We start from the raw sequence: 18,897 nt of genomic DNA, 5'->3' as shown, positions 1-18,897 counted from the left end.
GAGGAACTGTGGAGATACGATGGAGGCAAGCACCTTAAGGCCCCGCCCCTGCATGCATGCCTCCCCCGCCCTCGCCGCCCTCGTCCTGATCGTCGAGGATGAGGCCGAGATCGCCGATATTCTTACCGCTTACCTGGAACGCGAAGGACTGCGTACCCTGCGTGCCGCCGATGGCCACAGCGCACTGGACCTGCATCGCAGCGCCCGCCCCGACCTGGTCCTGCTCGACGTACAGCTGCCGCGGCTGGATGGCTGGAGCGTACTGACCCAGCTGCGCCAGCGCGGCGAAACGCCGGTGATCATGCTGACCGCGCTGGACCAGGACCTGGACAAGCTGACCGCGCTGCGCATGGGCGCCGACGACTACGTGGTCAAGCCATTCAATCCGGCCGAAGTTGCCGCGCGCGTTCGTGCGGTACTGCGGCGTACGCTGCGTGCCTCACGCGTGGACGCGCCGACCGCACTGCGCGCGGGCCCGTTGCTGATCGACTCGGCCACCCATGCCGTGCACGTGGAAGGCGACGGCTACAGCCACGAAGTGCTGCTCACCCTCACCGAGTTCAAGCTGCTGCACTGCATGGCGCTGGCGCCGACCCGCATCTTCAGCCGCAGCGAACTGATGCACGAATGCCTGCCGGAAAGCGAGGCGCTGGAGCGCACGGTCGACAGCCATGTCAGCAAGCTGCGCCGCAAGCTGGATGAAGTGGGCATGGTCAACGTACCCGCCAGCGTGCGCGGTGTCGGCTACCGGTTGATGGCCGACCGCTGATGGCCCGCCTGCGCCGCTCCGGGCTCAGCCGCCACATCATCGTCTCGATGTCGCTGATGGTGATCGGCGTCATCGTGATGATGATCCTGTCGTCGTGGCTGCTGTACGCGGTGCTGGTCGAGTTCTTCCCCGGCAGTGCCGAAGAACCCGAAAGCTGGCTGCCGACCGGGCCGGAGCTGGCATGGATGGTCGGGGTGATCCTGACCGGCCTGGCACTGGCCATCGCCGCATCGTTCCGTCTTGCCCATCGCATCCTGTCGCCGTTGAATTCACTGGTTGACAGCGTGCGCGCGCTTGCCGCTGGCGACCTCGGTGCGCGCGCCAGCGCCCAGGAAAACTCACCCGGCGAAGTGGCCACCCTGGTCGAGGATTTCAATGCGATGGCGCGCCGCCTGCAGCACATGGAGAGCGAGCGCGCGATGTGGCATGCGGCCATTGCCCATGAACTGCGGACTCCGGTGACGATCCTGCGTGGTCGCCTGCAGGGGTTGGCCGAGGGCGTGTTCCAGCCAGACGAGTCGCAGTTCCGCAGCCTGCTGGCCCAGGTCGAAGGACTGTCACGACTGATCGAGGATCTGCGCGTGCTGAGCCTGTCCGACAACGCGCGGTTGGACGTGCGCCGCGCACGCACCGACGTGGTCGCCGAGGTGCACTCGGTGATGACCCTGGTCGACCCGCAGTTCCGCGCCGCCGGCTTCGTGCTGGAGCTGGAAACCAGCCGCGAGGAACACAACGCGCACTGTGACCCGACACGCTTGCGCCAGGCACTGCTGGCATTGCTGGAGAACGCGCGCCGCTACGCCAGCCCGGGCAAGGTGCGGATCGCCGTGCATGACACGCCGGGCCATGTGCAGGTAGCGATCGAGGACGAAGGTCCGGGCATTGATCCGGAACTCCATACCGACATCTTCACTCCCTTCATGCGTGCCGATGGCTCGCGCTCGCGCCAGGGCGGCGGCAGCGGGCTGGGCCTGGCGGTGGTCAAAGCCATTGCCGATGCGCACGGCGGCCGCGTCTACTGCATCCCCGGCAGCACCGGCGGAAGCCGCTTCGTCATCGAACTGCCGCGTCAATAACCGGACGGGCTGCCTGCGTGCGCAGGTGTGCACCGAGTGCGGCCAGATTGGCGTCGATCGCATCCATTTCGTCGCGCTGCTTCACCGGCAGCTGCTGACGCAGCCGTACGCGCAGCGCCTGCCACGCCGGGACCGCCTGCGCACTGGCGGTGGCCACGGCCTCGGACAGCAGCGCCTGCTCGTCGCCCAGCGGCAATCCATAGCCACCGTCCTGCAGCAGCGTCCCCGGGCGCAGCCACTGCCCGCTCTGCTCCAGCAACCCCCGCAGGCTGCGCGTTTCAGCGCTATGCGGTGCGGCCAGCAGTTGCCGCTTGAGCACGTCACGCGCGCGCAGCTCGGCACGCCGCTGTGCGGCCTGTTCCAGCAGCAGCAGGCCGGCGCTGGCGCGCAGGTCGCCCTTCAGCAGCCACGGTGCCCGTTGCGGTGCAGGCAGCTTCAACCAGGCGCGCACATCACGGGCGGGCAAGGCCAGCTGCCCCGCCGCCACTGCGAACAACTGCTGGTAGTGGTCGCGCGCCGAAGCAAAGTAGTACCCCTGCGCCTGCGCTGCATGGCGGTCCGTCAGCACCCCCTCGTCGAGCACGTCCAGCCGCACCAGTCGCCGCTTCAGCCCGCGCGGGCTCAGCTGGGCCAGCCCGGCCTCGCCCAGCCGTGGCACGCCCGCCTGCAGCAGCTTGGCGGTTTCCACCGCGCAGTTGTTGCTGACGAAGTAGTAGCGCCCGTCATAGCTCCAGTGCGCCTGGGCAGTGCGCTCGAGCAGGCTGGCGACCTCGTCGCGTTGCAGCTGCAACGGCAACGACTGCAGGCCGCGCAGTTCGACCTTGGTGTATTCGTCAACCACCTGCTGCAGCGGCAACACGAACAGCCGCGAGGGATAGCCGCCGGTCAGGCCACGCCAGTTGGATATCTGCACGTCGCCCACGAACGCGCGGAACGACAGCACGCGGTGGTACTCCAGATCCAGGCGGCAGTCCGGCCCCGGTGCGCGGCCGGGCCGGCAGATCACCAGCCTCAGCATGCTGTGGCCCCAACGGCTCATCGGTTGTGCGCTGCCTTCGGCGAACAGGTAGTCCACCGCATAAACGCGGGAAGGGTCGAGCTGCAGCAGCGATGCCGCCCCCTCTTCCGATTCGGCCTGCAGCAGTGGCAACGTGGTCGCGCAGTGCGACTGCGGCAGCGATGGCGGGGTTCCGAAATGGGCCTGGTACCACTGCGCCAGCGCCGGACGCCGGCAGGCGAACTCAGCGTCCAGCAGGAAATGCTCGGCGTTCACCGCCAGGTACTCGGCCGGGTCCTTCAGTTCGTAAGCATCCGGACTACGGTCACTGAAGTCGTTGCCAGCACGGCCGAGATGCCAGGGTTTGCGTTGCCATCCAGCCAGATCACGCCAGCGCACACTGCGCGACCAGTTCGCGCCGCCACGGTCTGCAACATGGGTCAGCTCATGCACCAGGGCGCTGCGTCGCGCGCGGCGGGCGCCGGGCACGCCGTCATCCAGCAGATCGCGGCGCAGGGCGATGTGCCCGGCAAAAGCGCGGCCGTGCACATCGGCCGGCAGCGCATCACTCCAGCTCACCTGGACCTGCGCCGGCAATGCGCGCAGCAGACCCTCCGGCAGCAGTGACTGCACGTCGGTGAGCGTCTGCCGGGCAAGCTGCTGCTGCGCCGGATCGAGACCGGACGGATCAAGCTGCAGGCGATCAGCCGCGTGCGCGACGTGGGCGATCAGCAGTAGAGCCACGCCATGCGTGGCTGCTGTAACTGCCCATCTGCGCCTGGCGCTCAGCCGAGCATGGCTCGGCTCTACAGAAAGCGATGACGCCGAGGTCATGCCGCCCGGATCAACGAGCCAGCAGCGCGCGGGCCAGTTCCAGGTCGCTCTGCTGCTGCGCGGCGGCGCTCTGCTCACGCAGGTGGACCAGTGCGGCCTGCAGGCGGGCGCCACGGATCTGGCCGTCGCTGGCAACGAATGCAGCCGCATCATCGCGCGCAGCCTGCACCACCTTGTCGTCGCCCGAACTACTGGCCGAAGAGCCCGACGATGCGCCGGTGGCGGAACCGGCCGAGGTGCCGGCGAAGCTGGAAGCGAAGCCGGCCAGCGGCAGGGACAGCAGGGCGAGCAGCAGAAGCGGACGGATCATCGGTGCGAAGCCGGTTGTGAAGGTGGGTAGCGTAACGGGTACGTGAAGGATTTTTCCGCTTCAGAGGTCGAAGAGCTTGCCGGGATTCAGCCGCGCTTGGGGATCAAACGCGCGCTTGACCGCCTTCATAAGGGCGATCTCGGCCGGGCCACGGGTGCTGTCCAGGTAACCCTTCTTGACCAGGCCGATGCCGTGTTCAGCCGAAATGCTGCCATCGAAGCGCGCCAGCACCTGCGCCAGCAGCTTGGTGACGTGCTCGCACTGCGCCACGAAATCGGCGTTGCTGGTGGCATCGGGCTTGAGCACGTTGATGTGCAGGTTGCCGTCACCGATATGGCCGAACCAGACCACGTCGAAGTGCGGATACGCCTGCCCGATCAGCGCCTGGGTCTCGGCCAGGAACGCCGGCATCGCCGAGATCCGCACCGACACGTCGTTCTTGTAGGGCGTGTAGCGCGCCAGCGACTCGGTAATGCCTTCGCGGAGGCGCCACAGCTGGGCGGCCTGGGCGTCGCTGGCACTGATCACGCCGTCGCTGACCCAGCCGTTGCCCATGCAGTCCTCGAAGGCGGCCATCGCCGCCGCTTCCTGCGCTTCGTCATTGGCCGCGAACTCGGTGACCACGTAATACGGGTGCACCTCGTCGAACGGTGCCTGCGCACCATGCGCCAGCACGTGCTCCAGCGCGCGATCAGTGAAGAATTCGAAGGCCTGCAACTGCAGCCGCGCGCGGAACGCGGCGAATACCTGCATCAGCACTTCGAAGCTGGGCAGCGCCAGCAGCATCACGTTGCTGGCCGGCGGCGGATCGGTCAGCTTCACCGTGGCTTCGACGATCACGCCCAGGGTGCCTTCCGAACCGATCAGCAGCTGGCGGAAGTCATAGCCGCTGGAGTTCTTGATCAGGCCCTTGTTGAGCTCCAGCAGCTCGCCGCTGGCGGTGACCACCTTCAGCCCGGCGATCCACTCGCGGGTGTTGCCGTAACGGATCACGCGGATGCCACCGGCATTGGTGGCGATGTTGCCGCCGATCGTGCAGGACCCGCGCGCGGCGAAATCCACCGGGTAGATCAGGCCGTGGTCCAGCGCGGCATTGTGCACAGCTTCCAGTGGCATGCCCGCCTGCACCACCAGGGTGCGATCGACCGCGTCGTAGGCCAGTGCCTTGTTCATCCGCTCCAGGCTGAGCACCAGCTCGCCGTTGGCGGCCACCGCGCCACCGGACAGGCCGGTACGGCCGCCGGACGGCACCACGGCCACGCCCTCGCCTGCACTCCAACGCATCACCGCCTGCACCTCCTCGACCGTGGCCGGCAGTGCGATCGCCAGCGGCGCCGGCGTCCAGCGCCGGGTCCAGTCGCGCCCGTAATGCTCCAGGTCGGCCGGGTCGGTCTTCAGCTTCAGGCCGGGACAGGCCTGCTGCAGCGAGGCAATGCGGGAATCAGTCATGACGGTCCAGCGCGGTGCGTGAAGAACGGGCAAGCGTGCCAGCGGCGCGCGCCAGCGTCCAGCCCCGCAGCCGGGCAGATCGCTACGGATGCAACCAATTGCGCACTGCACCATCGGCGGTCCGATCTGGCATAGTGGTCAGCCCCTGTCCCACTGGCCGTGTTGCCCCATGTCGCCGAAGAAGACCTCGTTCCCGAAGCAGGATATCCGCGTGCTGTTGCTGGAGGGGGTCAGCCAGACCGCCGTGGAGGTGTTCAGCGCCGCCGGCTACAGCCAGATCGAAGCGCACACCAAGGCGCTGCCCGAGGACGAACTGAAGGCGCGCATCGCCGAGGCACATATTGTCGGCATCCGCTCGCGCACCCAGCTCAGCGCCGAGGTGCTGGCCGAGGCCAAGCGCCTGATCGCGGTGGGCTGCTTCTGCATCGGCACCAACCAGGTCGACCTGGATGCGGCCGAGCTGGCCGGCATCCCGGTGTTCAACGCGCCCTATTCCAACACCCGCAGCGTGGCCGAGCTGGTGATCGCCGAGGCGATCATGCTGACCCGTGGCATTCCGCAGAAGAACGCCGAATGCCATCGCGGCGGCTGGTCGAAGTCGGCCAGCGGCAGCCATGAAGTGCGCGGCAAGACCCTGGGCATCATCGGTTACGGCCACATCGGCACCCAGGTCGGCGTGCTGGCCGAATCGCTGGGCATGCAGGTGATCTTCCACGACGTGGAAACCAAGCTGGCGCTGGGCAATGCCCGTGCAGCGGCCAGCCTGGACGACCTGCTGGCGCGCGCCGACATCGTCACCCTGCACGTGCCGGAGACCCCGTCCACGCAGTGGATGATCGGCAGCACCGAGCTGGCGAAGATGCGCAAGGGCGCCCACCTCATCAACGCCGCGCGCGGCACCGTGGTCGACATCGATGCGCTGGATGCGGCGCTGGCCAGCGGTCACGTCGGTGGCGCTGCGCTGGACGTGTTCCCGGTCGAGCCGAAGGGCAATGGCGATATCTTCGAATCGCCGCTGACCCGCCACGACAATGTGATCCTGACCCCGCACGTGGGCGGCAGCACCCTGGAAGCGCAGGACAACATCGGCGTGGAAGTGGCGGCCAAGCTGGTGCGTTACAGCGACAACGGCAGCACCCTGTCGGCGGTCAACTTCCCCGAAGTGACCCTGCCCGAGCACGCCGACAGCCTGCGCCTGCTGCACATCCACCAGAACGTGCCGGGCGTGCTGTCCAAGGTGAACGAGATCTTCTCGCGCCACAACGTCAACATCGACGGCCAGTTCCTGCGCACCGACCCGAAGGTGGGCTACGTGGTCATCGACATCACCGCCAGCGAGGCACAGGCCGCCGCCGTACGCGACGAGCTGGCCGCGATTCCGGGCACGCTGCGGACGCGCATCCTGTACTGACGCGGATCCCGCCATGCACTTGTAGAGCCGAGCCCATGCTCGGCTGAGGTTCCGGCCCGCATCGAGCCGAGCACCGGCTCGGCTCTACAGGTTGCTAGCGCGCCAGCCAGCGGCGTGCCATGCGTTGCATCGATTCGTCCGATTCCGGGTCGGCCGCGACTTCGGTCACCGGCCGCCAGGCCAGGTCCAGCGATTCCTCGCTGAGCACGAAGGCCTCGCCACCCAGCGCCCGGATCACGAAACGCACGTCGTAGTGCCAGTGTCCCGGCACCTCCTTGCGTTCCGGAATCCAATGCTTGTCGATGTCGAAGATGGCAGGGTCTTCGAGCACCAGGCCGCTCAGTCCCGACTCCTCCTCGGCTTCCTTCAGTGCCACCTGGGCCAGGTCGCGGTCGCCGTCGGCGTGGCCGCCCAGCTGCAACCAGCGCTGCAGCTTGCGGTGATGGGTCAGCAGCAGGCGCTGGCCATCGGCACTGACCAGCCAGCAGCTGGCAGTGAAGTGCCCGGCCAGCCGTTCGCGCCGGAACGGATCTTCCGGATCGTCCAGCAATGTGCCGAATTCGGCAGCCAGTGCGTCGTGGGCCGGCTCACGGCGGGCATAGTCCCGCAGCAGGCCACGCAGGCGATCGTCAAGCACGGCAAGGGTTTCGGCGGTCTGGCGCATGAATGGGGGCGGTCCGGAAAAATACTGCTCATTATCGCCGTTCATTGTTGCGATTGCGCTTGTGCGTTGGCTTCAGCTTTGGCTAAGGTACAGCGGGCCGTTCGCGCGGCCTTCACCATTCCAGGGTTGCCGGCAACGTATCGGCGGCCCACCCAATCCGATCACTAGGAAGTACTGCATGCTGAAAGCTCTGTTGAGGGTCAAGCCGGTTGAACCGGCCGGGCACGTCGATGCCGGCGAACCCATCGAAGGCAGCCTGGACGGCGAAGCCACGTTGAAACGGACCCTCACGGCTAAACACCTCATCCTGCTTGGCGTGGGTGCGGTGATCGGCGCAGGTATCTTCGTGCTGACCGGCCAGGCCGCGGCCAACCACGCCGGCCCGGCGGTCATGCTGTCGTTCGTGATCGCCGGCTTCGCCTGCGCCCTGGCGGGCCTGTGCTACGCCGAGTTCGCGGCGATGATGCCGGTCTCCGGCAGCGCCTACTCCTACTCCTACGCCACCCTGGGCGAAGGCATGGCCTGGTTCATCGGCTGGTGCCTGGTGCTGGAATACCTGTTCGCCTCGGCCTCGGTCGCGGTGGGCTGGTCGGCGTACCTGATCAGCTTCATCACCACCACCCTGCACATGCCGTTCCCGGATGCCCTGAGCGCAGCCCCGATTGCCTGGACCGGCAGCGAGTTCATTACCTCGGGCAAGCTGTTCAACCTGCCGGCAGTGCTGATCGTGGCGGCGGTGTCCGGCCTGCTGTACGTGGGCGTGACCCAGTCGGCCTTCGTCAACGCCATCATCGTGGCGATCAAGGTCACCGTCATCTGCCTGTTCATCGGCATCGGCGCGGCCCACATCGACCCGGCCAACTGGCAGCCGTTCATCCCGGAAAACACCGGTGTGCCGGGTGAGTTCGGCTGGAGCGGCGTGTTCCGTGCGGCCACCATCGTGTTCTTCGCCTATATCGGTTTCGATGCGGTCTCCACCGCCGCCGGCGAAACCAAGGACCCGCAGCGCAACATGCCGATCGGCCTGCTCGGCTCGCTGGCCGTGTGCACCATCGTCTACATCATCGTCTGCGCGGTGCTGACCGGCATGATGCCGTACCACCTGCTGGGCACCGACAAGCCGGTGGCCACCGCGCTGGAGCCCTACCCGACCCTGTCGTGGCTGAAGACCCTGGTCGAGATCGGCGCCATCGCCGGCCTGTCCTCGGTGGTGCTGGTGATGATGATGGGCCAGACCCGCATCGCCTACACCATCTCCCGCGACGGCCTACTGCCGAAATTCTTCGGCAAGGTCCACGCCCGCTTCCGCACCCCGTACGTCGCCACCATCGTGGTCGGCGTGATCGCCGCCGCACTGGCCGGCCTGGTGCCGCTGAACGTGCTGGGCGAGCTGGTCTCGATGGGTACCCTGCTGGCTTTCGCCACGGTCTGCATCGGCGTGCTGGTGCTGCGCTATACCAAGCCGGAGATCCATCGCCCGTTCCGCGTGCCGGCGGTGTGGATCATCTGCCCGCTCGGTGCAGCCACCTGCCTGTTCCTGTTCTGGCAGGCGTTCGTGGTGCACTGGCACCTGTTCGTCGGCTGGACGCTGCTCGGCCTGCTGATCTACCTGGGCTACGGCATCCGCAACAGCAAGCTGGCCAAGTCGCCGTGATCCGCCTACGGGCCGGCCTCGCGCCGGCCCGTCCGTTTTCCCCGCGCGCCGGTCATGGCGCGCTTCGACAAGACCACCACACATGTTCAAGCAACTGTGGGCCACCAAGCACCCGCATGCCGCCCATGAAGACGCCAATGGCCTGAGCCTGCGCCGCCACCTCGGCCCCTGGGGGCTGACCGCCCTGGGCATCGGCGCGGTGATCGGCGGCGGCATCTTCGTCATCACCGGCCAGGCCGCCGCCAACCACGCCGGCCCGGCCATCATGCTGTCCTTCGTGCTGGCCGCCATCTGTTGCGCCTTCTGCGCACTGGCCTATGCCGAGTTCGCCTCGATGGTGCCGGTCTCCGGCAGCGCCTACACCTACACCTATGCCACCTTCGGCGAGCTCTCGGCCTGGTTCATCGGCTGGATGCTGGTGCTCGAATACGGCGTCTCCGCCTCGGCGGTCGCGGTCAGCTGGACCGGCTATTTCCTCAGTCTGCTCAGCCAGTTCGACATCCATCTACCGGCGGCGCTGGTCAGCGCCCCACTCGATGCACAGCTGCGCCCCACCGGCGCGATCGCCAACCTGCCCGCCGCGGCACTTGTGCTGCTGCTGACCTGGCTGTGCTACGTCGGCATCAGCAAGTCCTCGGCGATGAACATGGCAATGGTCGTGCTGAAGACCGGCCTGATCCTGCTGGTCATCGTGGTCGGCTGGAAATACGTGGACACCAGCAACTGGACCCCGTTCATTCCCGCCAACGAAGGCCCCGGCAAGTACGGCATGGAGGGCGTGCTGCGCGGCGCGGCGATGGTGTTCTTCGCCTACATCGGCTTCGAGGCGGTGTCGGTGGCGGCGCAGGAGTCGAAGAACCCGCAACGTGACATGCCGTTCGGCATGATGCTGTCGCTGGTGATCTGCACCGTGCTGTACATCGCGATGGCCGCCGTGATGACCGGCCTGGTGCCGTTCCAGCTGCTGGGCACCGATGAGCCGGTGGTGACTGCCGTGGCTGCTCACCCGCAGCTGGGCTGGTTGCGCTGGGTGGTCGAGGTCGGCGCGCTGGTCGGCCTGTCCTCGGTGGTACTGGTGATGATCATCGGCCAGCCGCGCATCTTCATGATCATGGGGCGCGACGGCCTGCTGCCGCCAGTGTTCACCAGGATCCACCCGAAGTACCGCACCCCGCACATCAACACGGTGATCACCGGCATCGGCATCGCGCTGCTGGCGGCGCTGTTCCCGCTCGACATTCTGGGCGAGCTGACCTCGATGGGCACGCTGATCGCGTTCGCCGCAGTCTGCGCCGGCGTGCTGATCCTGCGCCGTACCCAGCCGGACCTGCCGCGCCCGTTCCGCATGCCGATGGCCTGGCTGATCTGCAGCCTGGGCGTGCTGAGCTGCCTGGCGCTGCTGTCGGCGATGACGATGCACAACTGGATGTTGATGGGCGTGTGGACATTCGTCGGTTTCGTGATCTATTTCTGCTACGGGTTCAGGCACAGCCGTCTGCGGGGCAAGTGAGGTTTTGCAGTGCAGTGCAGGGCCTGCGGCCCTGCACTCGCCGGAGCAACGGCAAGAGCGGGTGTGTTGGTTTGGCGGGGAGGCATGGGTACGCGGGGGACGCCGCAAGTACGTCCATGTAGGCTTGGCAGCCGCATCCATGCGGCTGACACCCCCGCGAACCCATGCCTCCCCACCCCTGACAGTCTCCCGGCGTGTCCGGTAGATCCACGCCATGCGTGGATATCATCTGCACCGTGAATGTGCCGGCTATCGGATGAGAATCACCTACGACCAAACCAGATGGTCTTCTGTATCCAACCTGTGTGTGCGCCACGGCAGTGGCTCTGGTTCACGTCCAGGGCGCCGCACTCGATTTCCGGCCGCTGGACGCACTTGTACTTTCCATCCACGTCGTACGTGTTCTTGTCCTGCTCCCTGCACGTCTCCAGCCTCTAGGCCTAAACGGTTTGCAGAGCCACGTCATTCTCCGCTGGCCACTGTTGCCTGGACTCCGTTGAGCATCAACCGGTCGAGCAGCTGTCGTCCCCTGCGCCGGCCCCGCCTAGCGGCGATTGAACCAGATGAGCTGCTGCTGCCAGCCGGCACCGGCCATGCAGGCATTGAACTCGCTGCTGCGGTCGGACGCGTTGACGTCCACGATGTAACTCTCCTCTTTCGGCATCGGTACCATGTTGTACTTGCCGTCAATGGCGCAGACTTCATCAAGCCTGCAGGGCACCTTGCGGTCTTCGTAGACGGTGCGCGTGGCCACTTCATTCCTGACCGGCCAATGATCGTCGGCCTGCGCCCTGCAACTCGAATGGGCGGGGCCGAATGACCGCGCACCCGCATCCATCTTCACCCATTCCATCGTGCAGCCACTGCTGGCAAGCATGATGCCAATCGCCCCCATCATCCCCATCGCGCGCGCGATCATCGAAGTACTCCTTTCCTTGGCGCTCGCCGGAACTTCTGCGGCAATCCGATGATGTTTCGCGGCAAGAGGGCTGTCCACGACCGGAATCGCTTCCAGCGGGAGCGTTGCCGCCCCCATTCAGCCAGCGCTCTGCTTGCCTCGATCCAACCCCTGCGCGCCGCCTGCCAGCACACCGCTTCGCGTTGCCCACGCAGCAGGCAGGCGGTCGCCGCGCGGGCCCAGCATCGGGCCGGATCACGTAAAATGCCGTCCATGGACACCACCACCTTCCCCTACGACACCGCCCGCCTGGGCGAACTGGCCCAGCTGCTGATCGACAACGTCCGCGAACTGGCCCAGGCCGGCTGGACCCCGGCCACCAGCAGCAACTTCTCCCACCGCCTGGACGACCGCCACGCCGCGATCACCGTCTCGGGCAAGGACAAGGGCCGCCTGATCGAGGACGACATCATGGTGGTGGACTTCGATGGCAAGGCCGTCGGCCGCCCGCTGCGCCCCTCCGCCGAAACCCTGCTGCACACCCAGCTGTACCGCCGCTTCCCGGAAATCGGCTGCGTACTGCACACCCATTCGCCGGTGCAGACCATTGCCTCGCGCCTGTACGCGCCGCAGGGTCATGTGCACCTGGAAGGCTACGAACTGCTGAAGGCCTTCGCCGGCAACAGCACCCACGAGATGGCCATCGACGTACCGGTGTTCGCCAACACCCAGGACATGAACGTGCTTTCGAAGCAGGTCGATGATCTGCTCGACCGCCAGAACCTGTGGGGCTACCTGATCGACGGCCACGGCCTGTACGCCTGGGGCCGTGACATGGCCGAGGCGCGCCGTCATCTGGAAGCCTTCGAATTCCTGTTCCACTGCGAACTGGAACTGCGCAGGCTGCGCGGCTGAACCCGCGCGCAGGTGCAGATGCCGATCCGGAATCTGCACCTCGCCCCCACCCTGATACCCTGTCTTCCCCCCGAGACGTTCAAGCTGCCGCCATGAGCCGACTGCGCATCTACGACGACACCCGCCCCGAATCGCCGCTGCTGGACACCCAGGACGGCGCGCTCATTGCTGCCGAACTGAAGAAGATCGGCGTCACCTTCGAGCGCTGGCAGGCCACTGCACCGGTCGCGCCCGGCGCCAGCCAGGAGGAAGTGTTCGCGGCCTACCGCGCCGACATCGACCGCCTGGTGGCCGAGAACGGCTTCAAGAGCGTGGATGTGGCCTCGATCGCCCCGGACAATCCGAACCGCGCCGAACTGCGCAAGAAGTTCCTCGACGAGCACTTCCACAAGGAAGACGAGGTGCGCTTCTTTGTCGCCGGCTCCGGCCTGTTCACCCTGCACGTGGAAGACAAGGTCTACGAGATCGAGTGCGTGAAGGATGACCTGATCGCCGTACCCGATGGCACCACCCACTGGTTCGACATGGGCGATGAGCCCAGCTTCGTGGCGATCCGCTTCTTCACCGAGCCGGATGGCTGGGTCGGTCATTTCACCGGCACCGACATCGCGCAGAAGTTCCCCCGTTACGTACCCACCCAGGCGTCCTGATCCATGCAGCCCCGCGTCATCCTGACCGATATCGAAGGCACCACCAGCAGCATCTCGTTCGTCAAGAACGTGCTGTTCCCCTATGCCCGCAAGGCCTTGCCCGGCTTCGTCGCCGAACACGGCCAGGACCCGGACGTGCGCCGCTGGCTGGACGCGGTGGCCACCGAGATCGGCGGCGCCTGCCAGGACAGTCTGGTGGCCGAGACGCTGCAGGGCTGGATCGACCAGGACCGCAAGCACACCGCGCTGAAGGCGCTGCAGGGCCAGATCTGGGACGAAGGCTACCGCCGGGGCGATTACACCGCGCATTTCTACCCGGAAGTGGCACCGATGCTGAAGGGCTGGCATGCCTCGGGCCTGCCGCTCTACGTGTACTCGTCCGGCTCGGTGCCGGCGCAGAAGCTGTTCTTCGGTTTCAGCGATGCCGGCGACCTCAGCCCGCTGGTATCGGGCTGGTTCGATACCGAAGTCGGCGGCAAGCGCGAGGCCGACAGCTACCGCCGCATCGTGCAGGCGATCGGCGTCCCGGCCGGCGAGATGCTGTTCCTGTCGGATGTGGTGGAAGAGTTGGACGCTGCCCGCGAAGCCGGCCTGCAGACCCGCCTGATCGACCGTCTGGATGATTACCCGATGCCGCGTACCGGCCAGGCCGCGAACGGCCATGAGCGGGTGGAGAATTTCCAGCAGATCCAGCTGTAAGGGTGTGCGGACCAACGGTCCGCACCCACCTCAACGGTCCGCACTCTCGCCGGGCATGGCCCGGCGCTACCGTGGTCCGTGAATGGTAGCGCCGGGCGGTGCCCGGCGGATGCCCTCAACGGTCGTTGAGGGTTTTCACCTTCAGCGCGTCGCGCAGGGTGGTCAGGTCCACCGGGCCACGCACCGCGATGTCGCGGGTTTCGCCCGGCAGCAGGTCCAGCAGGTTGTCTTCAAGCGTCACGTCCAGCGCGCCGAAGTCGATCCACGCCGCACGCACATAGGCCGCGCTCTGCAGCCGCAGGCGATAATGATCGCCGTCGATGGCGAGAGTCGCTTTCAGTTTCTGCCGTGGCAGCACCTGGTCTCTGGCCTCGACGAAACCGACCACTTGCCGCGCGCTCACCTTGCCGTCCTGCAGCAGTTCGAACACCGCCACGGTCCGCTTCGGATCGGCACCGGCCAGCAGCTCCGCGTCGCGGAAGTCACCGAGCGCGGTGACACCTTCCGCGGTCAACGCCACCGCCTCCTCGCGCTGCCGCAGCACCTTGCCGTCCACGTCCACCACCCGCAGCCGCCAACGTGCCTCCTGCGCGGCGCCATCATTGATCAGGCGCACCCGCGTATTGCCCTCGTCGCGCAGCGCAGCCACCGTCACCGGCGCGAAGAAACGCCGCGCGGCAAAGTGCAGCGCCTTCCAGCGGCCGAAGTAGTCCACGCTGGACCATGAAGCGCCCGGCCAGACATCGTTGAGCTGCCAGTACAGCGAACCCATCGTGTACGGCCGCGAGGCACGATGATGCAGCGCGGCCAGCGCGATGCCATCGGCCTGCATCACCTGGCTGAGGTAGACGAAGTCCTCGAAGTCCTTCGGCGTGCCGTAGCCCAGTTCGATGTAATGCAGCAGGCGGCTGTTGCCCTCGCCGGCCATGAATTTCTGGTGTGCGCGGATCACCGGGCTGTCGATGCGCTGCTCGGCACGGGTGGCGATCTGGTCCACCGTCGCCACCGACGGCCACGCCTGCAGGCCGTACTCGGACATGAAGCGCGGCGTCTCGCGCAGGTAGGCCTGCACCGGCAGCGCCGGATTGCCCCAGACCTGCCAGTAGTGCTTGTCGCCGCGGCTCGAGTCGTTGGCCTTTTCATCCAGATCGTTGCTGGGCGAACTGGACCAGTACGGCACGCCCAGCCCTTCCTCGCCAACCACCGCACGCAGATCGTGGCCGAACAGGTCGACATAGCCCTGCCAGACCTTCGCCGCGAACGCCGGATCGGCCGCCTTCAGGTCGCGGCCGTGGCCCCAGTCCTTCCAGGCGGTTTCCTCTTCATTGTTGCCACACCACAGCACGATGCTGGGGTGATGCCGCAGACGCCGCACGTTGTCGCGCGCCTCGGCGACAACGCTGGCGCGGAACGCCGGGTCGTAACCGGGCTGCATGCCACCGCCGAACATGAAGTCCTGCCAGACCAGCAGGCCGAGCTCATCGGCGATGTCGAAGAACGCGTCGTCCTCGTAATAGCCGCCACCCCAGTTGCGCAGCATGTTCATGTTGGCGTCGCGCGCGGCCACCAGCACCTGGCGCAGGCGCGCGGCATCAACGCGTGCGGGGAAGACATCGAACGGAATCACGTTCGCGCCCTTGGCGAAGATCGGCACGCCATTGATGACGAAAGCGAAGCCCTGCCCGCTCTTGTCGTCCGTTTCGCGGCGCAGTTCGACCGTACGCAGGCCGATGCGCTGCTCGTGGGCCAGCTCCGGCGCGCCACCGTCGTCCAGGCGTGCCTGCACCGTGTAGCGGTCCTGCGCACCGTGGCCTACTGGCCACCAGCGCCGCGGATCAGCCAGTTCAACCGGAACCTCGATGCTGTTCTGGCCGGGCTTCAACAGCACCGTGCGCTTCACCTGGGCCACGCTGCGACCCTGCGGATCGCGCACATCCACATTGACCACCGCAGAACCGGCTGCACTGCCCTGCTCCACCTGCAGCAGCACCGCCAGCTTCGCCTGTTCCGCGCTCAATGCATCGGTGCGCACGGCCAGATCGGTCAATCGATGCGTATCCCAGGCCTGCAGGTCGACGCCGCGCCAGACACCGGCGGTGACATAACGCGGGCCCCAGTCCCAACCGAAGTGGTAGGCCGGTTTTCGCGCGAAGTTGCCGACCATCGCGTCCTTCGGCTCATCGCCATGGGGCGAAGGATAGTTGCCGGCGATCTTGTGCGGCATCGCCTGCACGCCCGGCAACAGCGTGCGGATCGGCGAACGAAACACGATCTGCAGTTCATTGTCCTTCGCACGCAGGCGCCCTTCCACGCGCGCACGCCACGTGCGGTGCGCATTGTCCGCGCGCAGCAGCGGCTTGCCGTTGAGCACGACCTCGGCATAGGTATCCAGCCCGTCGAAGCGCAGTTCGGCATTGGGCTTGGCAACCGTCGCGGCATCCACATCGAAGCTGGCGCGGTATTCCCAGTCCGCCAGGCCGATCCACTGCAGCTCGGCCTCCGGCGCGCCGACATACGGATCGCGGATCAGCGCGTGGGCCAGCAGGTCGGTGTGCACGCTGCCGGGTACCTGGGCCGCACGCCACTGCTGCAGGCCCGGATGGGCCGCGCCCTGCGCGTCGCCGGGCAACATGCGGAATTCCCACTGCGCCTGCAGCGGGGCCGCCGGTGCAGGGAACGCGGAGGCTGAGATCAGCAGCAGGAGCAGGCGGACAGCGAGGGGAAGGCGATGCACGGGATGCTCCTGTTTTTCCGCCGGGCATGGCCCGGCGCTACCAATTCAACACGCCACGGTAGCGCCGGACCACGTCCGGCGAGCGCGCAGCGCGGCAGACCTCAACGCACGACGTTCAACACTTCGTAGCACGCACCCATGGTGTGGTAATCCACCTTGCCGGCCGGGCTCTTCTCGTCGCTGTACTTGCGATTGTCGGCATCGAGAATGCGGAACCATGCACCGTACTGGTGGTCGACGAAGTGCTCCCACGAGTAGGCCCAGATGCGTTCGTACCACTGCCAGTAGCGGTCATCGCCGGTGCGCTTGGCCATCAGCGCGGCCGTAGCCAGCGTTTCGGCCTGTACCCAGAAGTACTTGTCATCGTCGCAGACGAAGCTGTCGCCGCCGATCGGGGCGCCGTCCATGCCCGGCTGGCGGCGCGTTTCCGGCGCGAAGCCGTAATACAGGCCACCGCGGGCGTCATCCCAGCTGCGCGCCACCGCCACATCAAACAGGTGCTGCGCGGTCGGCACCAGCCAATCGGCCTGCACGTGGCGATCGAGGATCAGCAGCAGCTTGGCCCACTCGGTCTGATGACCGGGCTGGAAGCCCCACGGGCGGAACAGGTGCTTGGGATCGTCCAGGTTGTAGTCCCAGTCGATCTCCCAGTTCTCATCGTAGTGCTCCCAGACCAGCCCGCCGGCCTTGGCCGCCTGGCGGCGGGTCATGTTGTCGGCCAGCTGCAGCGCACGCTCGACATAGCGCTGCTCACCACTGGCCTCGAACGCCGCCAGCATCGCCTCGCACATGTGCATGTTGGCGTTCTGGCCGCGATAGCCGGTGAAGTTCCACTGGCCGTCGGCCTCGTCCTTGTACAGGCCGTGCTGTGGCTCCCAGAAGCGCGCTTCCAGCAGCTGCCAGGTTTCGTCCATCCACACACGCGCCTGTTCGATACCGGCCTTCAGCGCGCAACTGTAGGCCAGCAGCACGAACGCCACGCCGTAGCAGTGGTTCATGTCGTCCTCGACCTTGCCATCACGCAGGGTCCAGGCGTAGCCACCGGTGGCCGGGTTGCGGTGCACGTCCCGCAGGTAGCGCACGCCGTGCTCGACCGCCTCGCGGTATTCAGCATTGCCGAATTCGCGGTAGGCCATCGCGTAGTTGAAGACGAAGCGCGTGCTGCTCACGAGGTGGCGGTGGCTGGCATCGTAGACGCTGCCGTCATCCCGGAAGTAGTGGAAGAAGCCGCCGTCCTGATCGATGCAGCGCGGATGGTAGAACGCCATGGTATCGGCGATGTGCGCGCGCAGGAACGCGGGCGAACGGAAATCGGGCGAGATGCTCATGCGGTAATGTCCTGGGCCTGCAGCAGCTGCTGCACTTCATCGAGCGAGGGCATTGCGGCGAACGCGCCCTTGCGGGTAACAGCCAGCGCCCCCACGGCGGCGCCGAAGCGCAGCGTGGCGGTGATCGCCTCCGGGTCCTGGCAGAACGCGGCAAAGTCTGCGCCGGTGCCCCCCCGCTCCAGCAGGCCGACCAGCACGCCACCGACAAAGGCATCGCCGGCGGCGGTGCTATCGACGGTGGCTACGCGGAAGCTGGTGACCGTGCCGTGGTTGTCGCGCGTGTACCAGTGCAGCGTGGCCGCACCATCGGTAACGATGACCCAGCGTGCCTGCGCGGCCAGCAGGCGCTTCAGCACCACTGCCTCACCATCGGCACCCAGCGGTGCCGCCAGGTAATCCAGCTCCTCGCGCGACAGCTTGACCAGGTCGGCACGCTGCAGCGCCTGCCACAGGCGCGGCGTCGGATCTTCGTTGGCCGGCCACAGTGCCGGGCGCAGGTTGAGGTCCAGGCTGACCACCGCACCGGCGGCACGGGCGCGCTCCATGCCGGCGAAGGTCGCCTCGGCGATGGACGGCTCGGTCAGGCTGTTGGAGCAGACGTGGAAGCACTGCGCGCTGTCGAAGCACGCGGCCTGGAAGTCGCTGCCACGGAACAGCAGGTCGGCGGCCGGCGGGCGGTAGAAACTGAAGCTGCGCTCGCCGCTGGCATCCAGCGCGACGAAGGCCAGTGCGGTCTTGGCCGCATCGGTACGCACGATGTAATCCGTGCCTACGCCGTGTTCGACCAGGCTCTCGGCCAGGAAGTCACCGAACATGTCACGGCCGAGCATGCCGACGAACTGAGTCTTCGCACCCAGTCGCGCTGCCGCCACCGCAACGTTGGCCGGCGCCCCGCCGGCGTACTGCAGGAACGCGCGCGGCGTGTCGGCCGAGGCCGGCGGCTGCGCTAGTAGATCGATCAAAATTTCGCCGAAGCAAACGATGGAACCCATTCCGGAC

The 18,897-nt window shown here is 66.8% G+C and carries 16 protein-coding genes; 8 read left to right on the top strand and 8 right to left on the bottom strand.

Annotated features, from left to right (window positions below; translation table 11 throughout):
• Window positions 1-52: 52 nt before the first annotated feature.
• Together ACZK29_RS09615 and ACZK29_RS09610 are read left to right on the top strand one after the other, a co-directional pair.
• A complete protein-coding gene (locus tag ACZK29_RS09615) occupies window positions 53-769 on the top strand; it encodes a response regulator (protein ID WP_033833468.1) in 717 nt (238 codons plus the stop codon).
• Window positions 769-1,845 (top strand): ATP-binding protein, encoded by a 1,077-nt coding sequence (locus ACZK29_RS09610; protein ID WP_111204724.1) that lies wholly within the window; start codon window positions 769-771, stop codon window positions 1,843-1,845. Before ACZK29_RS09615 ends, ACZK29_RS09610 begins: the two co-directional genes overlap by 1 nt.
• On the opposite strand, the gene ACZK29_RS09605 is transcribed toward ACZK29_RS09610, so the two are convergent.
• Genes ACZK29_RS09605 through ACZK29_RS09595 form a run of 3 tightly spaced genes read right to left on the bottom strand, consistent with a single transcriptional unit; the run spans window position 1,823 to window position 5,435 of the window.
• Window positions 1,823-3,631, bottom strand: coding sequence for a DUF7844 domain-containing protein (locus ACZK29_RS09605; RefSeq protein ID WP_478447079.1), 1,809 nt, complete (start codon window positions 3,629-3,631; stop codon window positions 1,823-1,825). The two genes, ACZK29_RS09610 and ACZK29_RS09605, sit on opposite strands and share 23 nt — an antisense overlap.
• Window positions 3,632-3,686: 55 nt before the next feature.
• Window positions 3,687-3,986, bottom strand: a complete 300-nt coding sequence (locus ACZK29_RS09600) for a DUF2388 domain-containing protein (RefSeq protein ID WP_164147371.1) — start codon at window positions 3,984-3,986, stop codon at window positions 3,687-3,689.
• A gap of 60 nt (window positions 3,987-4,046) precedes the next feature.
• Window positions 4,047-5,435, bottom strand: coding sequence for an FAD-binding oxidoreductase (locus ACZK29_RS09595; RefSeq protein WP_111204727.1), 1,389 nt, complete (start codon window positions 5,433-5,435; stop codon window positions 4,047-4,049).
• Window positions 5,436-5,604: 169 nt separating this feature from the next.
• Here ACZK29_RS09595 and serA point away from each other — a divergent pair, with 169 nt between their 5' ends.
• Entirely contained in the window at window positions 5,605-6,846 is a 1,242-nt protein-coding gene (gene serA / locus ACZK29_RS09590) for a phosphoglycerate dehydrogenase (RefSeq protein ID WP_111204728.1), read from the top strand.
• 94 nt (window positions 6,847-6,940) lie between these two features.
• On the opposite strand, the gene ACZK29_RS09585 is transcribed toward serA, so the two are convergent.
• Window positions 6,941-7,555, bottom strand: a complete 615-nt coding sequence (locus ACZK29_RS09585) for an NUDIX hydrolase (protein ID WP_111204729.1) — start codon at window positions 7,553-7,555, stop codon at window positions 6,941-6,943.
• 133 nt (window positions 7,556-7,688) lie between these two features.
• Here ACZK29_RS09585 and ACZK29_RS09580 point away from each other — a divergent pair, with 133 nt between their 5' ends.
• Window positions 7,689-9,164, top strand: a complete 1,476-nt coding sequence (locus ACZK29_RS09580) for an amino acid permease (protein ID WP_111204730.1) — start codon at window positions 7,689-7,691, stop codon at window positions 9,162-9,164.
• 82 nt (window positions 9,165-9,246) lie between these two features.
• Complete coding sequence (locus ACZK29_RS09575) at window positions 9,247-10,674, top strand: amino acid permease (RefSeq protein ID WP_065183667.1); 1,428 nt, start codon at window positions 9,247-9,249, stop codon at window positions 10,672-10,674.
• 544 nt (window positions 10,675-11,218) lie between these two features.
• On the opposite strand, the gene ACZK29_RS09570 is transcribed toward ACZK29_RS09575, so the two are convergent.
• A complete protein-coding gene (locus ACZK29_RS09570) occupies window positions 11,219-11,593 on the bottom strand; it encodes a hypothetical protein (protein ID WP_032957971.1) in 375 nt (124 codons plus the stop codon).
• 252 nt (window positions 11,594-11,845) lie between these two features.
• Between ACZK29_RS09570 and ACZK29_RS09565 the strand changes: the two genes are divergently transcribed.
• The 3 genes from ACZK29_RS09565 (at window position 11,846) to mtnC (ending at window position 13,836) form a co-directional block, all read left to right on the top strand.
• Entirely contained in the window at window positions 11,846-12,487 is a 642-nt protein-coding gene (locus ACZK29_RS09565) for a methylthioribulose 1-phosphate dehydratase (RefSeq protein ID WP_043035629.1), read from the top strand.
• A gap of 92 nt (window positions 12,488-12,579) precedes the next feature.
• The gene (locus ACZK29_RS09560; protein ID WP_111204731.1) at window positions 12,580-13,137 is read left to right on the top strand and encodes a 1,2-dihydroxy-3-keto-5-methylthiopentene dioxygenase; all 558 of its coding nucleotides are present in this window, start codon (window positions 12,580-12,582) and stop codon (window positions 13,135-13,137) included.
• Between the two features lie 3 nt (window positions 13,138-13,140).
• Window positions 13,141-13,836, top strand: coding sequence for an acireductone synthase (mtnC, locus tag ACZK29_RS09555; RefSeq protein ID WP_478446985.1), 696 nt, complete (start codon window positions 13,141-13,143; stop codon window positions 13,834-13,836).
• Between the two features lie 115 nt (window positions 13,837-13,951).
• On the opposite strand, the gene ACZK29_RS09550 is transcribed toward mtnC, so the two are convergent.
• From ACZK29_RS09550 to ACZK29_RS09540, 3 genes are all read right to left on the bottom strand, one after another.
• Complete coding sequence (locus tag ACZK29_RS09550; protein ID WP_111204733.1) at window positions 13,952-16,570, bottom strand: beta-mannosidase; 2,619 nt, start codon at window positions 16,568-16,570, stop codon at window positions 13,952-13,954.
• A gap of 101 nt (window positions 16,571-16,671) precedes the next feature.
• Window positions 16,672-17,898 carry an AGE family epimerase/isomerase gene (locus tag ACZK29_RS09545; RefSeq protein WP_111204734.1) on the bottom strand — a complete coding sequence of 409 codons (1,227 nt, stop codon included), beginning with the start codon at window positions 17,896-17,898 and terminating at the stop codon, window positions 16,672-16,674.
• On the bottom strand, window positions 17,895-18,890 hold the full coding sequence (locus ACZK29_RS09540; protein ID WP_111204735.1) for a carbohydrate kinase family protein: 996 nt from the start codon (window positions 18,888-18,890) through the stop codon (window positions 17,895-17,897). Before ACZK29_RS09540 ends, ACZK29_RS09545 begins: the two co-directional genes overlap by 4 nt.
• Window positions 18,891-18,897: the final 7 nt, after the last annotated feature.

It is taken from the genome of Stenotrophomonas sp. 89682_Sma (assembly GCF_056481405.1).
This window is presented reverse-complemented; position numbering and strand designations above follow the sequence as displayed.

Coding starts and splice junctions, on each gene's coding strand:
- ACZK29_RS09545 (WP_111204734.1), bottom strand. CDS start 17,898: ATGAGCATCTCGCCCGATTTCCGTTCGCCCGCGTTCCTGCGCGCGCAC.
- ACZK29_RS09575 (WP_065183667.1), top strand. CDS start 9,247: ATGTTCAAGCAACTGTGGGCCACCAAGCACCCGCATGCCGCCCATGAA.
- ACZK29_RS09570 (WP_032957971.1), bottom strand. CDS start 11,593: ATGATCGCGCGCGCGATGGGGATGATGGGGGCGATTGGCATCATGCTT.
- ACZK29_RS09585 (WP_111204729.1), bottom strand. CDS start 7,555: ATGAACGGCGATAATGAGCAGTATTTTTCCGGACCGCCCCCATTCATG.
- ACZK29_RS09600 (WP_164147371.1), bottom strand. CDS start 3,986: ATGATCCGTCCGCTTCTGCTGCTCGCCCTGCTGTCCCTGCCGCTGGCC.
- ACZK29_RS09595 (WP_111204727.1), bottom strand. CDS start 5,435: ATGACTGATTCCCGCATTGCCTCGCTGCAGCAGGCCTGTCCCGGCCTG.
- mtnC (WP_478446985.1), top strand. CDS start 13,141: ATGCAGCCCCGCGTCATCCTGACCGATATCGAAGGCACCACCAGCAGC.
- ACZK29_RS09610 (WP_111204724.1), top strand. CDS start 769: ATGGCCCGCCTGCGCCGCTCCGGGCTCAGCCGCCACATCATCGTCTCG.
- ACZK29_RS09615 (WP_033833468.1), top strand. CDS start 53: ATGCATGCCTCCCCCGCCCTCGCCGCCCTCGTCCTGATCGTCGAGGAT.
- ACZK29_RS09540 (WP_111204735.1), bottom strand. CDS start 18,890: ATGGGTTCCATCGTTTGCTTCGGCGAAATTTTGATCGATCTACTAGCG.
- serA (WP_111204728.1), top strand. CDS start 5,605: ATGTCGCCGAAGAAGACCTCGTTCCCGAAGCAGGATATCCGCGTGCTG.
- ACZK29_RS09560 (WP_111204731.1), top strand. CDS start 12,580: ATGAGCCGACTGCGCATCTACGACGACACCCGCCCCGAATCGCCGCTG.
- ACZK29_RS09565 (WP_043035629.1), top strand. CDS start 11,846: ATGGACACCACCACCTTCCCCTACGACACCGCCCGCCTGGGCGAACTG.
- ACZK29_RS09580 (WP_111204730.1), top strand. CDS start 7,689: ATGCTGAAAGCTCTGTTGAGGGTCAAGCCGGTTGAACCGGCCGGGCAC.